Below are 14,217 nucleotides of genomic sequence, written 5' to 3' on the forward strand. Positions count from 1 at the left end.
AAAAGAAGACGTCAGGCCTTGGCCGGCGGCTTTTTCCAGCGCGTCTTGCCACCCTTGGTCTCGGCGGTGCGCACCATGTCGATGAAGCGTTCGAGCTCGTCGATGGTGGCGTCGATGTCGACGCGCTGCTCCTTCAGCAGCTCGACCCGATCCTGACACTTCGCGATCGTGACGCGGCGCTGAGCCTCGCGATTGTCGCCGCGATCGTAAAGGTCGATCATCTCCCGGATCTCGGCAAGGCTGAAGCCGACGCGCTTGCCGCGAAGGATCCAGGCCAGGCGCGCCCGGTCGCGCCACGAATAGAGGCGGGAGAGGCCGACTCGTTCCGGGGCGATCAGCCCCTCATCCTCATAGAAGCGCAAGGCCCGGGCGGTGACTCCGAACTCCTCGCAAAGGTCGGTGATGGAATAGGTCTGGGTGCTGTGCTCCGCGTGGCGGAAATCGGCGTGGAGAGCGGATTGGGGCATGGGTGGCATGCTAGTTTACGTTCACGTCAACGTCAATCTCGTCTAGCCTGCCGGCGACATTCCCGCGCAGAGCGGCTCGCCGACGAGATCGACGGCCTTCATCGCGTCCTCGGCGGTGGTGCCGGTGCGGGTGAAGGCGGCGCCGGTCAGGCGCGCTCGAGCGCCGCAATAATAAGCACAGCCATCGGCCACGGTATCCGGCAGAGTCACGGTGCCGCCTTCGATCGTCGCCTCGATCGTGCAGGTCTCGTCGCCGGCCATGGCGAGACGGAGCACGCCGTCTTCCCGCACCGCGCTGCCCGTGCCCGAGCAACTATGCAGGTTGCCCCCCCACACCACTAGGCCGAAACGGGCGTCGCCGCTGCCGCGGTCGACGATGCAGAGCTGGTTCGTCTGGTTCCCCGCCTTCCCCTCGTAAAGGCCTGTCAGGCCCGCCGTTCGGACTGCATCGGCCACGGCGTCACCGGGCTGGGCCTCGGCTCCGGATTGGTTGGCCTGTTCCTCGCTTGTGCCGCAGGCGCCGACCAGGACGAGCGCGATCAGAAGTCTTTTCATCCTGCCTCCTTGGGGCCGGGAGACTGACATCCAGCGTTCGTTCGGGCAAGCCGTGCCAGGGAAAGCCGCATCTTTCCCGAACGATTTAATGACAATAGGGCGACAAACCGGAATCGCGACCCTATATGCGCGGCATACCGGGCGATCACAGGCAGGACGATGCTGACCACCCATCCTTTCGACGACGACAAATTACGCGAGGAATGCGGCGTATTCGGCATCTGGGGCGCCGATACGGCGTCGGCTGTGGTCGCGCTCGGCCTCCACGCGCTCCAGCACCGTGGCCAGGAAGCCGCCGGCATCACCAGCTGGGACGGCAAGAGCTTCCACAGCCATCGCGCGCAGGGCCATGTGGCCGGGAATTTCGACCGCGATGACATCATCCGCAGCCTCGCCGGGCAGGCGGCAATCGGCCATGTCCGCTACTCGACGACCGGCGAGACGGCGCTCCGCAACGTCCAGCCTCTGTTCGCCGAACTCGCCTCGGGCGGCTTCGCGGTGGCGCATAACGGCAATATCTCGAACGCGCTGAAGCTCAGGCGCGAGCTCAACCGGCGCGGCTCGATCTTCCAGTCGACCTCCGACACCGAGGTCATCATCCATCTGGTCGCGACCTCGACCTACCGGACCCTGCTCGACCGCTTCATCGATGCGCTGAAGCAGGTGGAGGGCGCCTACAGCCTCGTCTGCCTCACCAGCGAGGGCATGATCGCCTGCCGCGACCCGCTCGGCATCCGTCCACTGGTGATGGGACGTCTCGGCGACGCCTACATCTTCGCCTCGGAGACGGTGGCGCTGGACGTGGTCGGCGCGACCTATATCCGCTCGGTCGAGCCGGGCGAACTGATCATCGTCTCGGAACGCGGCGTCAAATCACACCGGCCGTTCGCGCCGGTTCGGCCGCGACCCTGCATTTTCGAGCATGTCTATTTCTCGCGGCCGGACAGTATCGTCGACGGTTCCTCCGTCTATTCGGTGAGGAAGCGCATCGGCGCGGAGCTGGCGATCGAGAACCCGGTCGAGGCGGACTATGTGGTGCCGGTGCCCGACAGCGGCGTTCCGGCGGCGATCGGCTATGCTCAGGAATCGGGCATCCCATTCGAGCTGGGCATCATCCGCTCCCACTATGTCGGACGGACCTTCATCCAGCCGGGCGATCAGGTGCGGCACCTCGGCGTCAAGCTCAAGCACAACGCCAACAGCGCGCTCATCCAGGGCAAGAGCATCGTCCTCATCGACGATTCGATCGTGCGAGGGACGACGAGCCTCAAGATCGTGCAGATGCTGCGCGACGCCGGCGCCAAGGAGATCCACATGCGGATTGCCTCCCCGCCGACGCGACATAGCTGCTTCTACGGCGTCGACACACCGGAGCGGGCGAAGCTGCTCGCCGCGCAGATGAATGTCGCCGAGATGGCCGACTATATCAACGCCGACAGCCTTGCCTTTCTCTCGATCGACGGTCTCTATCGTGCGCTCGGCGAGGACGTACGCGACGAGGCGCAGCCGCAACATTGCGACGCCTGCTTCACCGGCGACTATCCGACGCGGCTTACCGACCATGAGGAACATGAGCCGGCCGACCAGCTGGCGCTCCTGTCCGAACGCTACGCTTAATCCCCTCCGTCACCCTGAACTTGTTTCAGGGTCCATCTTCGAGCATCCAGTGCGTCACGAGCATGGATGCTGAAACAAGTTCAGCATGACAGCAGAGAGAAATGACCAAGCGTTCTTTTGAAGGAAAGCTGGCGCTGGTAACGGGCGCCAGCCGGGGGATCGGCGCGGCGATCGCCGAGGCGCTTGGACGCGAACGGGCGCATGTCGTTCTGACGGCGCGCACGGCGTCCGGCCTCGAGGATGTCGAAGAGCGTATCCACGCGGCGGGCGGCAGCGCCACCATCGCGCCTCTGGATCTTACCGACGGCGAGAGCATCGGCCGGCTGGCAAAAGCGGTCGGCGAACGCTGGGAAGCGCTGGACCTTCTGGTCCTCAACGCGGCGATGCTGGGGAGCCTGACGCCCGTTCCCAGCATCGACGGAAAGGAATTCAACAAGGTTCTGACACTGAACGTCCTGGCCCAGCAGGCGTTGATCGCCGCCTTCGACCCGATGCTGCGCAAGAGCGAGGCCGGGCGCCTGGTGGCGATCACGTCGAGCGTCGGGCGCAATCCCCGCGCGTTCTGGGGCGCCTATGGAGCGTCCAAGGCCGCGCTGGAGACCCTGGTCCTCAGCTATGGCGAGGAAGTACGTAACATCGCTCCGATCCGGACCGCCATCGTCGATCCGGGTTCGACCGCGACGACGATGCGCGCACGCGCCTATCCAGGCGAGGATCCGGCGAGCCTCAAGACACCGAGCGTGGTGGCGGACGCCGTGATGAAGATGCTGAAAGACGACTTCGAGACCGGCCACCGGCTCGAAGTCGGCTCCTGACGCCCTCTATCGTTTTGCCAGCGTCACTTGGGCGACATCGATCCCGCCCCCGCGGAAGCCGCCTTCGCAATACATGAGATAATAGCGCCACAAATCGTGGAAGGCCTGATCGAAACCGGCGGGGAGTCGCCCCTCCGCTACCGCCGCGTCATAGCGTTCGCGCCAGATTTTCAGAGTGCGGGCATAGTCGAGGCCGAAACCGTACCGGTCATGCCAGCTTAGGCCTGTTTCGGCGGCGATGGCGCGGAAGCGCAGTTCGCTGATCAGCATGCCGCCTGGAAAAATGTAGGTCTGGATGAAATCGGCGCTGGCGGCATAGGCGTCGAATAGCGCCTCCCGGATAGAGATAAGCTGGATCGCCGCCTTGCCGCCGGGCTTCAGCGCCCCGGCAATCGCCTGCAGATAGGCCGGCCAATAGGCCTGACCCACCGCTTCGACCATTTCGACGCTGGCCACGGCGTCGAACTGCCCCTCGACGTCGCGATAGTCGGTGAGTTGGATGGAAACGCGGTGGGTCAGGCCCGCCGCCGCCATCCGCCGGTCCGCATAGGCCTTCTGCTCCTCGGAAAGGGTAAGGCCGACGACTTGGACGCCATAATCCCGTGCCGCGATCTCGGCGAGCGAGCCCCAACCGCAACCGATCTCGAGCAGTCGCTGACCGGGTCTGAGGTCGAGGCGGTCAAGAAGCGCGCGAATCTTGCGAGCCTGCGCCGCTTCGAGGCTCCCCTCTCGCTCGCGGGAGGGGCTGGGGGAGGGCCTGTCCCGGAGCAACAGCCCCTCCCCTTGATCCCCTCCCGCTTGCGGGACGGGATCAAAGAGGGCGCTCGAATAGGTCATGCCCGGATCGAGCCAGACGCCGTAGAAATCGTTGCCGAGATCATAGTGGAAGGCGATGTTCTCGCGCGCCCGCGTCCGGCTGTTTCGACGGAGGTAGTGAATGCCGCGGTTGACGAAGCGCCACCAGCCCTTGGCTCGCGCGATGGCGCCCAGGCTCTCTCCATTGCGCATGAAGAGATCGAAGAGCGGAACCGGATCGAGGCTCGACCATTCGCCGAGCGTCCAGGCCTTGTACCAGCCCACCGATCCCGACGTCATCAGCCGGACCAGCGCGCGCCAGCTGTGCAAGCGCACGATCGGCATCGGTCCCGGCTTGCGCCCGCCGAGGATGCGATGGCTGCCGTCCGGGAGCGTGGTATCGATCCCTCCTTCGAGGAGCCCCGCATCGATGCGGTCAATCAGCTTGTGAAAACCACCGCCGAACAACCGCGCCAGCAGGCCCCCGCCGGTCGCGAAGGCGCGGTCGGCGGCGACGAGATGGCGGCCGCGATGGGTCGGCTGCTGGTTCACACCCCTCCTCGCAAGGTCAGATGGCGTGCGGTTCCTTGGTGACCATCCAGCTCTGGCCCTTGCCGACCAGCGCCTGGAGGTCCGGCGTCTTGCCGGCGCTCGCTTCGGCATTCTGCTGGACGACGGCGCTCTCGAAGGTCGGGCGCGGATCGTCGTAGATGACGCCCAGGGCCATCGGAAAGGCGCCGAACGGCATGTCGACCAGCATGTGGGCGACGGCCTTGTTCCTTGGATCATGGACGATGACGCCCGCCGCCCCCCAATCGCCGTCCGCCACGTCGACCACCTTCAGGGTCAGCGCCTCGCGGTCCAGGGTCAGGCCCTTGGTGCCGCCCGCGAACAGCATTGGTTCGCCGGCCTTGAGCCAGAGTTGACTGCCGGCATTCTCCTTGGCGGTGAAGGGCGCGAAGACGTCGTCATTATAGACGATGCAGTTCTGGAAAATTTCAACAAAGGCGGCGCCCTTGTGCTGGTGCGCGGCCTTCAGCACGTCGGGCAGATGCTTGCTGACGTCGATCGCGCGGGCAACGAAACGCCCGGCCGATCCGAGCGCGAAGGCGCAGGGGCTGGCGGGCCGGTCGACCGAGCCGAAGGGCGTCGAGGGCGACCGGGTGCCGACCCGTGACGTCGGAGAATATTGACCTTTCGTAAGGCCATAAATCTCGTTGTTGAAAAGGAGTATCTGGCAATCGAGGTTGCGACGGAGGACATGCATGGTGTGGTTGCCGCCGATCGACAACGCATCGCCGTCACCGGTGATGATCCACACGTCGAGTTCCGGATTGGCGAGCTTCACCCCCGTCGCGATCGTCGGCGCGCGGCCGTGGATCGTATGGAAGCCGTAGGTCTCCATATAATAAGGAAAGCGCGACGAGCAGCCGATCCCGGAGATGAACACCGTATTCTCAGGCTTCGCGCCCAGTTCCGGCATGGTGCGCTGCACGGCCTTCAACACGGCATAGTCGCCGCAGCCGGGGCACCAGCGCACCTCCTGATCGGTAGCGAAATCCTTCGGCGTCAATTTGGTCATCTCGTTCATCGGATCAGATCCAGCCCCACAGGTAAAAGATCAGCAGTAGCACGAGGATGAGCAGGATGACGAGCGTGATGGGGCGTTGGGTCATGACCGGCCTCCTTCCACCGTCATGCCAGCGAAGGCTGGCATCCAAGCTGAGTACGCCACGCATTGTCGGCAGCCGTTTGGACCCCAGCCTCCGCTGGGGTGACGAAGCGACGGAGCGGTCACGATAACGCCTCCTCGATGGCCGCCTCGATCTCGGCGATCTTGAAGGGTTGGCCGGAGATCTTGTTGAGCGGCTTCGCATCCACGAGGAACTGGTCGCGGAGCACGGTCTTGAGCTGTCCCGTGTTCATCTCGGGAACGATGATCCGCTCATAAGACCTTAGCAGACCGCCCAAATTTTTCGGCAGCGGCCAGATATGGCGGATGTGGATGTGGCTCACATCGAGACCGCGCTTGCGCATCCGGCGAACGGCCTGATGAATAGGACCGTAGGTGGAGCCCCAACCGACCACCGCGAGCTTTCCGCCCTCCTCGCCGAGGCACACCTCCTGCGGTGCGACGGAGTCGGCGACGCCGAGCACCTTGTTGGCGCGCATTTCCGTCATCGCCTGATGGTTCGCCGGGTCATAGTCGATATGGCCAGTGCCCACATTCTTCTCGATACCCCCTATCCGGTGCATCAGGCTCGGCGTGCCCGGCTTGATCCAGACGCGCGCACGCTTTTCGTCGCGGGCATAGGGGTTTACGCTCTCACCTTCAGCCGGCGCCTGATCATGGAAATGGACCGGGAAAGGCTCGTAGCCGCCCATGTCCGGCACCTTCCAGGGCTCGGCCGCATTGGCGATATAGCCGTCGGTCAAGAGCATCACCGGCGTCATATATTGGGTCGCGATCCGCACCGCTTCGATCGCGCAGTCAAAGGCGTCGGCGGGCGACCGGGCGGCGATCACCGGCATGGGCGCGTCGCCGTTGCGGCCATAGACCGCCTGATAGAGGTCGGACTGCTCGGTCTTGGTGGGAAGGCCGGTCGAAGGGCCGCCGCGCTGGGAATTGATGATGACGAGCGGCAGCTCGGTCATGATCGCGAGGCCCATCGCCTCGGTCTTGAGCGCGATGCCGGGGCCGGAAGAAGACGTGACGCCGAGCGACCCGGCGAAGCTCGCGCCGATGGCGCTGCCGATGGCGGCGATCTCGTCCTCGGCCTGAAAGGTCGTCACGCCATATTCCTTGAGGCGCGAGAGATGGTGGAGGATCGCGCTCGCAGGCGTGATCGGATAGCCGCCGAAGAACATCGGCAGCCCGGCGAGTTGCGTGCCGGCGACGAGACCGAGTGACAGGGATTCAGCGCCGGTGACGGTCCTATAGAGGCCAGGCTCGGCGGGGGCGGCGTCGATGTGCTGCTGATGGAGCTGCCCGCCGATCTCCGCCGTCTCGCCATAGGCGTGGCCGGCGGCGAGCGCCGCGATATTGGCCTCGGCGAGCACCGGCATCTTGGCAAACTTAGTCTTGAGCCAATCCTCGATCGGCCCGCGTTCGCGGTCGAACATCCAGAGCGCGAGGCCCAGCGTCCACATATTCTTGCAGCGCAGCGCCTCCTTGTTGCCGAGGCCGAAAGGCTTCACGGCCTCGAGAGTGAGCTGGCTGATATTGAAATGGACGAGCTGCCACCTGGCGAGGCTGTCATCCTCGAGCGGATTGGCGTCATAACCCGCCTTGGCGAGATTGCGGGCGCCGAACTCGCCCTCGTCGGCGATGATGAGGCCGCCAGGCTTCAGCGCTTCGACATTGGTCTTGAGCGCCGCCGGATTCATCGCGACCAGCACGTCGGGCGCGTCGCCGGCCGTCTCGATCGCCGAGGAGCCGAAATTGATCTGGAAAGCGGAAACACCGAAGGTCGTCCCCTGTGGCGCTCGGATTTCCGCCGGGAAGTCTGGGAAGGTGGCAAGGTCGTTGCCCGCTAGCGCGGTCGAGAGGGTGAACTGGCCGCCCGTCAGTTGCATGCCGTCGCCGGAATCGCCGGCAAAGCGCACGACGACGGATTCGAGCGGCGCCGTCGCCTGGGCGTCTTCAGGGGTGACGAGATGGGTGGCCGTCGCCATGTCAGTCCTTCAAAGCAATCGTTCGGCGACCCCTAGCCCCTGCTTCGGCCCGCCACAATGGATGAGCCCGCCGGAGTTCGCTTAAGGAACCTAACATAGTGCGCGCGATTCGCTTGTTAAACGGAGAATCCATGGCCGAGCCCGCCCAGATCGACAAAGACGCCCTCCCCTATCGCCCCGGCGCGGGCGTGATGCTGCTCAATCGCGAGGGCAGGGTATTCGTCGCCCAGCGGCTCGATAGCACGCTGGAGGCCTGGCAGATGCCTCAGGGCGGGCTCGACGAGGGCGAGGATGCCGAGGCGGGCGCCCTCAGGGAGCTGGAGGAAGAGACCGGCATCAAGCGCGGGCAGGTCGAGATCATCGGCCGCTGCCCTGTCGAGCTCACCTACGACCTCCCGGACGATCTCGTCGGCAAGATGTGGAAGGGCCAATGGCGCGGCCAGCGCCAGGCCTGGTTCCTCTGCCGCTTCACCGGCCGCGACGAGGATGTGAACATCGAGACGGAGCACCCGGAATTCCGCGCCTGGAAATGGGCCGATCCCAAGGAGCTTCCCGCGATGATAGTGCCCTTCAAGAAGACGCTCTACGAGAATGTGCTCAAGGCGTTCGAGAAGTGGCTTTAGGTGCCCCCCCTCTCCCTTGACGGGAGAGGATACGAAGCCTTGGCGACGGAGGAGTTTAGGCGAAGTTCGAGAGGGTGAGCGCCGCCGTAGCGGGCGGCGAGCAGCCATTTGCGGGCCCCGGCATTGCGGGACATCGCCAAAGCGGGTGGGGCTCAATCGTCCCAGCGATAATATGGCCCATCATAGTCGTGATAGCGCTCACGCCACTTCTTTTCGGCCTCGCGCCACGCCTTTGCCGCCTCTTTGCGCTGCTCCCGGTCCAGCTTGGCCAGCTCTCGGTTGCATTCGTTGGCCTTCTGATAGAAGTCTTTCCGGCTTTTCGCCTCGTAGAGCTTCTTGTCGCACTCCGCTCGCTTTTCCCACTGCTTCTCCCATTGATCGCCCGGATCGGCTGCAGCCGGGATTGCGCGCGTTACGAGGGCAGCGGCGGCAATGGCTATATAGCGAATTGACATGATCTCTCCCCTGGGCGTGCGGTATTCGGCCGGCCCTGAACTGCCATTGAATAAAGCGCCTAACGCACACAGCGGTGCCGCGTGTCCGCTTCCAGCTGTGGCACCGTCACGAATCATCGGCTAAGGCGCCCGATATGCAGGGCATGACGAATGACGAACGCGCGGTGCTGGAGCGCGCCGCGGGCGAGCCGATGCTGGACCAGGTGACGGACTGGGCGGCGGTCAACAGCGGCTCGCGCAACCTCGATGGGCTGGCGGCGATGGCGGCCATTTATGCCGACGCCTTCGCCGCGCTGCCGGGCGAATTGGCGCTGAAGGAGTCTTCGCCGGTCGAGGCGATGCAGGCGAATGGATCGCTGAAGCCGGTGCGGCATGGCTGTAACCTGCATGTGAAGGTGCGACCCGAAGCGCCAGTGCAACTGGTCTTCACCGGCCATATGGACACGGTGTTCGGCGTCGATCACCCCTTCCAGGACGTTTTCTGGCGCGAGAAGCACAAGGTGCTCGGCGGGCCCGGCGTTGCCGATATGAAGGGTGGGATCGCAGTGATGCTGGCGGCGCTGAAGGCGGTCGAGGCAAGCGCGGCGGCCCAGAGCCTCGGCTACGAGATCGTCATCAACAGCGACGAGGAGGTCGGCTCGCCCGGCTCGGCGGCTTTGCTGGCCGAGGCGGCGCGGGACAAGAAGGCGGCGCTCACCTATGAGCCCGCCGCGCTCCCCGACGGCACCTTGGCGGGCGCGCGGCCAGGGAGCGGCAATTTCTCGATCTTCATCCAGGGCCGCAGCGCCCATGCCGGGCGCAACCCGGAGGACGGCCGCAACGCCATCGTCGCCGCCGCCGACCTGGCGCTGCGCCTCGCCCGCGCCAAAAGCGACGGCCTCTCGGTCAACCCGGCTCGGATCGACGGCGGCGGCCCGAACAATGTCGTTCCGGATCATGCGGTGCTTCGTATAAACATGCGCCCCGTGGACGCCGAGAAGCAACGCCGAGGCCAGGCGGCGCTCGGCGAGGCCGTGGCCGGCGTCGCGGCCGAGCATGACGTGAAAATTCACGTCCACGGCGGCTTCGGCCGTCCGCCCAAGCCTGTCGATCCCCAGGCCGAGAAACTGTTCGAGCTGGTCCGCCGCTGCGGCGCCAATCTGGGCCAAGAGATCAGCTGGCGCGCCACCGGCGGCGTCTGCGACGGCAACAATATCGCCGCCTGCGGCGTCCCCGTCGTCGACACGATGGGCGTGCGCGGCGGCGCCATCCATTCCTCGGACGAATATCTGATCGTCGAGAGCCTCGCCGAGCGCGCCCAGCTCTCGGCCCTCACCGTCCTTCGTCTCGCTTCCGGAGCCCCTTTGTGAGTTTTCGAATCCGTCCCGCCAGCAACGCCGATTTCCAGGCCATTTACGAGATGGCGAAGCTGACCGGCGGGGGCTTCACCAACCTCCCCGCCGACAAGGCGTCGCTCGTGGCCAAGCTCAGCCGCTCCGAGGAAGCCTTCTCCAGCGACAGCGAGGCGCAGGGCAACGACCTGTTCGTGATGGTGCTGGAGAATGTCGAGACCAGCCAGATACGCGGCACCTGTCAGATGTTCGGGCAGGTCGGCACCGAATGGCCGTTCTACAGCTACCGGATCAGCACCTTCACCCAGACCTCCAAGGCGCTGGGCAAAACGTTCCGCGCCGAGATGCTGACCCTCGTCACCGACTTCGAAGGCTCATCCGAGGTCGGCGGTCTTTTCCTTCACCCGGGCGAGCGCGCCGGCGGCCTCGGCATGCTGCTCGCCCGCAGCCGCTATCTCTTCGTCAAGCAGCACCGAAAACGCTTCGGTAAGCGCGTGCTGGCGGAGCTTCGCGGCGTCATCGACGAGGCGGGCGGCTCCCCCTTCTGGGACGCCATCGCCGGCCGCTTCTTCGGCATGAGCTTTCAGGAGGCGGACGAATTCAACGCCACCCATGGCAACCAGTTCATCGCCGACCTGATGCCCAAGACGCCGATCTACACCGCCATGTTGCCGGAAAGCGCGCGGGCGGTGATGGGCGTTCCCCACCCCTCCGGCCGCGCCGCGATGAAGATGCTGGAGCGCGAGGGCTTCAAATACGATCACTACATCGACATTTTCGACGGCGGGCCGACCGTCTCGGTCGAGACGGACCAGATCCGGACCATCCGGGAATCGAACGAATATACGCTGTCCGGCGTCAGCGAAGACTGGGACAGCGAGCCGGTGATGCTGGCGGCGGGGCATTTGAAGGACTTCCGCGCCTGCTACGGCAATGTCGGGCTGGACGACGACGGCCGGGCGACGATCGATCCCAAGGCCGCCGAACTGCTCGAAATCGAGGCAGGCGACCGGTTCGTGACGATGGGGCGCTGACATGCTTCGCGAGATCAACTTCGACGGCATCATCGGCCCCAGCCACAATTATGCCGGCCTCAGCCTCGGCAACCTCGCGTCTGCGGCTAATGCGCTGCACGTCTCCGAGCCGCGCGCGGCGGCGCTTCAGGGCATCGAGAAGATGCGGCACAATGTCCGCCTCGGCCTGGCGCAAGGGATATTCGTTCCCCTCCCCCGCCCCAACCACGAGTGGCTGAGCGAGCTCGGCACGACCGCGGAGGAGGCCCCGGACTCGATCCGTCCCGCCGCCTTCTCCGCTTCTTCGATGTGGGCCGCCAACGCAGCCACCGTGTCGCCCGCGCCGGACACGGCAGACGGCCGCTGCCACCTGACCGTCGCGAACCTTCGCACCATGCCGCATCGCAGCCATGAATGGCCGGACACGCTCTCGCAGCTTCGCCTCGCCTTCGCCCACGGCGAGCATTTCCATGTCCACAAGCCCGTGCCGCCGACCTTCGGCGACGAGGGCGCGGCCAACCATATGCGCCTCTGCACCTCCCACGGCGGCAAGGCCGTAGAGGTCTTCGTCTACGGCCAGCGCGGCGGCGCCTTCCCCGCCCGCCAGCATGTCGAAGCGAGCCGTGCCATCGCCCGCCTCCACCAGCTCGATCCGGAACGGACGCTGTTCGTCGCCCAGTCGGAGGAAGCGATCGCCGCCGGCGCTTTCCACAACGACGTAGTCGCCGTCGCCAACGAGAATGTGCTGCTCGCCCACGAACAGGCCTTCGAGGATCGGGCGGACTTCTACGCCTCGCTGAAGCGCCTGCTCCCCGAGGTCGAGATCATCGAAGTGCCGGCGAGCGCCGTCACCCTCGACGACGCCGTAAGATCCTACCTGTTCAACGCCCAGCTGGTCACGCTGCCCGAAGGCGGCATGGGCCTCGTCCTCCCCGAGGAAGCGCGCGACACGCCGCCGGTTTGGACCTGGCTCGAAAGGATGGTCGCCGGCAACGGCCCCATCCGCAAGCTCTTCGTCGTCGACGTGCGCCAGTCCATGGCCAATGGCGGCGGCCCCGCCTGCCTTCGCCTCCGCGTCGTCGCCGATCCCGCCACCGTGGACCCGCGCTTCATCGTCGACGAGGCGAAGCTCGACGCCATCGCCGAGATAGTCCGCGAACGCTGGCCGGAGAGTGTCGCCCCCGCCGACCTGCTCGACCCCAAATTCAGGGAACGCGTCGAAGCGGCCCGAGCGGCACTGCTCGAACAGCTCGAACTCAGCGAACTCGCCTAGCGGCTCCAGAAGATGTCGATGGCTGCGTCTATCTCCGAAACGACACGGCCGATCGGCGAGGACGAGAGAGGGCCCTCCTGTATAGCCTTCTCGACCAGCGCCCGCTTTTCGTCGCCTGTGATCACGACCATCACCGCGCGAGCCGACGCGAGTGCTTCCGCCGTCAGGGTCACGCGCTCCACGGGCGCTTCGGCAGGCATCGGATCGGGGCGCACGCCGACCGCGCGGCGCTCGCGGGGACCGGCGATGGCACGGTCGAGATCGGGGCCGGGGAAAATCGAAGCCGTGTGACCATCGGGCCCAACCCCGAGCATGACGAGATCGAGCGGCCAGTCGAGCCGCGCCAGCCGCGCGTCGCCGAGCCGTCCCGCCTCGCGATAATCGCCCAGCGCCGCTTCATCGATCAGCGAGACGATCTCGGCGCCGGTCTTGCCGAAGAAGCCGGTCAGCTTGGCATAGTTGCTGAGCGGGTCATCCAGCGGGACGAGACGGTCGTCGGTCGGGAGAAGGGTGACTTTCGACCAGTCGATCTCCTTCTTGAGCAAAGCCTCATAGACGACGTCGGGCGTGCGGCCGCCAGTCAGCGCCATGCGCGCCCCGCCATGCGCCTCGACCGCGCTCTCGATCACGAAGGCGACGTCGCCCGCTATCTGTTCCGCCATCTCGGCGGGCGTGTCGAACTCCCACCACTCAACTTCGTCCATGTCTCGATCCCGATTCCGATGTTTGCGCCCGCCATAGCCCCCGCCTTGCGCCCGGAACAACCCGCTTTGCCGGCGTGTTCCAGACGCGAGGAAGGAGAACGCCATGCCCGCCAAGTCCAAGTCCCAGCAAAAGGCCGCCGGCGCCGCCCTGTCCGCCAAGCGCGGCGACACGCCCAAAAGCAAGCTTAAGGGCCCGTCGAAATCGATGGTGGAATCGATGAGCGAGAAAGAACTGGAGAAAATGGCCTCGACCAGCCGCAAGGGAAAACCGGAGCACAAAAGCAAGGATTAGGCGCCCGATAAAAATGCGGGGCGAACCGTCGCTTACATGGCGATGGAGGAATGGCGCGCCCGGAAGGATTCGAACCTCCGGCCCCCAGATTCGTAGTCTGGTGCTCTATCCAGCTGAGCTACGGGCGCGCGGTGGGCTGGCACATAGGGGGAAGCGTTGGGGGGCGCAAGCCCGTTGCTCGCAAAAGCCGGCGCGCATAGGAAGGGACGGATGAGAGCCGCTCTTCGCTTGCCCGCCCTGATCGCCATGTCGGCCCTGGTCGGCGGCTGTGCGGCACAGGGTTCCTTTCCCTCGCTCGCCCCTCGCGCCGTGGAGCGCGACTTTGCCGGCGGTGATCAACCTGTTCCTCCCTGTCTTGGCGGCGCGGAGGCGGTGGAACCCGCTCCGACACCTTCGCCCGCGCCGGCCGGTGCCGATCCCATGCTGGTCTCGCGCCTGAGCCAGCTGAGGGCGGCGGCCAACGAGGGCGACCGCGCCTTCGGGGAAGCGGCGGCGAAGGCCGGAACGGCCGTAGCGGAGGCGGGGGACGCCGGCTCGGAATCCTGGATCGCCGCGCAAGTCGCCGTCTCGGAAGCGGAGATGGCGCGAACGCCGACGGTTAC

The 14,217-nt window shown here is 65.6% G+C and carries 15 protein-coding genes, 1 tRNA gene and 1 pseudogene; 8 read left to right on the forward strand and 9 right to left on the reverse strand.

Going from position 1 to position 14,217, the window contains the following annotated elements; translation table 11 throughout:
* Positions 1–11 precede the first annotated feature (11 nt).
* Entirely contained in the window at positions 12–467 is a 456-nt protein-coding gene (locus VIR62_RS07795; RefSeq protein WP_431870158.1) for a MerR family transcriptional regulator, read from the reverse strand.
* Between the two features lie 42 nt (positions 468–509).
* On the reverse strand, positions 510–1,022 hold the full coding sequence (locus VIR62_RS07800) for a hypothetical protein (RefSeq protein ID WP_431870159.1): 513 nt from the start codon (positions 1,020–1,022) through the stop codon (positions 510–512).
* A gap of 159 nt (positions 1,023–1,181) precedes the next feature.
* On the opposite strand from VIR62_RS07800, the gene purF reads away from it, so the two are divergent.
* Complete coding sequence (gene purF, locus VIR62_RS07805) at positions 1,182–2,639, forward strand: amidophosphoribosyltransferase (protein WP_431870161.1); 1,458 nt, start codon at positions 1,182–1,184, stop codon at positions 2,637–2,639.
* Between the two features lie 101 nt (positions 2,640–2,740).
* The gene (locus tag VIR62_RS07810; protein WP_431870163.1) at positions 2,741–3,454 is read left to right on the forward strand and encodes an SDR family NAD(P)-dependent oxidoreductase; all 714 of its coding nucleotides are present in this window, start codon (positions 2,741–2,743) and stop codon (positions 3,452–3,454) included.
* A 6-nt stretch (positions 3,455–3,460) separates the two neighbouring features.
* On the opposite strand, the gene VIR62_RS07815 is transcribed toward VIR62_RS07810, so the two are convergent.
* The 4 genes from VIR62_RS07815 to VIR62_RS07830 all read right to left on the reverse strand — a co-directional run bounded on the left by VIR62_RS07815 (position 3,461) and on the right by VIR62_RS07830 (position 7,924).
* Positions 3,461–4,801 (reverse strand): class I SAM-dependent methyltransferase, encoded by a 1,341-nt coding sequence (locus VIR62_RS07815; RefSeq protein WP_431870165.1) that lies wholly within the window; start codon positions 4,799–4,801, stop codon positions 3,461–3,463.
* Positions 4,802–4,817: 16 nt separating this feature from the next.
* The gene (locus tag VIR62_RS07820) at positions 4,818–5,840 is read right to left on the reverse strand and encodes a 2-oxoacid:ferredoxin oxidoreductase subunit beta (protein WP_431870166.1); all 1,023 of its coding nucleotides are present in this window, start codon (positions 5,838–5,840) and stop codon (positions 4,818–4,820) included.
* A gap of 4 nt (positions 5,841–5,844) precedes the next feature.
* The gene (locus VIR62_RS07825; RefSeq protein WP_431870168.1) at positions 5,845–5,970 is read right to left on the reverse strand and encodes a hypothetical protein; all 126 of its coding nucleotides are present in this window, start codon (positions 5,968–5,970) and stop codon (positions 5,845–5,847) included.
* Positions 5,971–6,043: 73 nt separating this feature from the next.
* Positions 6,044–7,924, reverse strand: coding sequence for a 2-oxoacid:acceptor oxidoreductase subunit alpha (locus VIR62_RS07830; protein WP_431870169.1), 1,881 nt, complete (start codon positions 7,922–7,924; stop codon positions 6,044–6,046).
* 131 nt (positions 7,925–8,055) lie between these two features.
* Here VIR62_RS07830 and VIR62_RS07835 point away from each other — a divergent pair, with 131 nt between their 5' ends.
* Positions 8,056–8,547 carry an RNA pyrophosphohydrolase gene (locus VIR62_RS07835; protein WP_431870171.1) on the forward strand — a complete coding sequence of 164 codons (492 nt, stop codon included), beginning with the start codon at positions 8,056–8,058 and terminating at the stop codon, positions 8,545–8,547.
* Between the two features lie 152 nt (positions 8,548–8,699).
* Here VIR62_RS07835 and VIR62_RS07840 read toward each other — a convergent pair whose 3' ends face one another.
* Positions 8,700–9,119, reverse strand: a complete 420-nt coding sequence (locus VIR62_RS07840; protein WP_431870172.1) for a hypothetical protein — start codon at positions 9,117–9,119, stop codon at positions 8,700–8,702.
* A 17-nt stretch (positions 9,120–9,136) separates the two neighbouring features.
* Between VIR62_RS07840 and VIR62_RS07845 the strand changes: the two genes are divergently transcribed.
* The 3 genes from VIR62_RS07845 to VIR62_RS07855 are packed head-to-tail and all read left to right on the forward strand — an operon-like array spanning position 9,137 to position 12,619.
* On the forward strand, positions 9,137–10,351 hold the full coding sequence (locus VIR62_RS07845) for a hydrolase (RefSeq protein WP_431870174.1): 1,215 nt from the start codon (positions 9,137–9,139) through the stop codon (positions 10,349–10,351).
* Positions 10,348–11,367 (forward strand): arginine N-succinyltransferase, encoded by a 1,020-nt coding sequence (locus tag VIR62_RS07850; protein ID WP_431870176.1) that lies wholly within the window; start codon positions 10,348–10,350, stop codon positions 11,365–11,367. Before VIR62_RS07845 ends, VIR62_RS07850 begins: the two co-directional genes overlap by 4 nt.
* 1 nt (position 11,368) lies before the next feature.
* A complete protein-coding gene (locus VIR62_RS07855; RefSeq protein ID WP_431870178.1) occupies positions 11,369–12,619 on the forward strand; it encodes an N-succinylarginine dihydrolase in 1,251 nt (416 codons plus the stop codon).
* Here the strand turns inward: VIR62_RS07855 and pgl are convergent.
* Positions 12,616–13,323, reverse strand: coding sequence for a 6-phosphogluconolactonase (gene pgl, locus VIR62_RS07860; protein WP_431870180.1), 708 nt, complete (start codon positions 13,321–13,323; stop codon positions 12,616–12,618). The genes VIR62_RS07855 and pgl overlap by 4 nt on opposite strands.
* A 103-nt stretch (positions 13,324–13,426) precedes the next feature.
* Between pgl and VIR62_RS07865 the strand changes: the two genes are divergently transcribed.
* A complete protein-coding gene (locus tag VIR62_RS07865) occupies positions 13,427–13,615 on the forward strand; it encodes a DUF3008 family protein (protein WP_431870181.1) in 189 nt (62 codons plus the stop codon).
* A gap of 51 nt (positions 13,616–13,666) precedes the next feature.
* Here VIR62_RS07865 and VIR62_RS07870 read toward each other — a convergent pair.
* Positions 13,667–13,743, reverse strand: a tRNA-Arg gene (locus VIR62_RS07870).
* Positions 13,744–13,825: 82 nt separating this feature from the next.
* On the opposite strand from VIR62_RS07870, the pseudogene VIR62_RS07875 reads away from it, so the two are divergent.
* A pseudogene (locus tag VIR62_RS07875) lies at positions 13,826–14,217 on the forward strand (hypothetical protein); the annotation flags it as partial.

The sequence above is a fragment of the Allosphingosinicella sp. genome, from assembly GCF_036570505.1.
In the GTDB taxonomy this organism is placed as follows: domain Bacteria; phylum Pseudomonadota; class Alphaproteobacteria; order Sphingomonadales; family Sphingomonadaceae; genus Allosphingosinicella.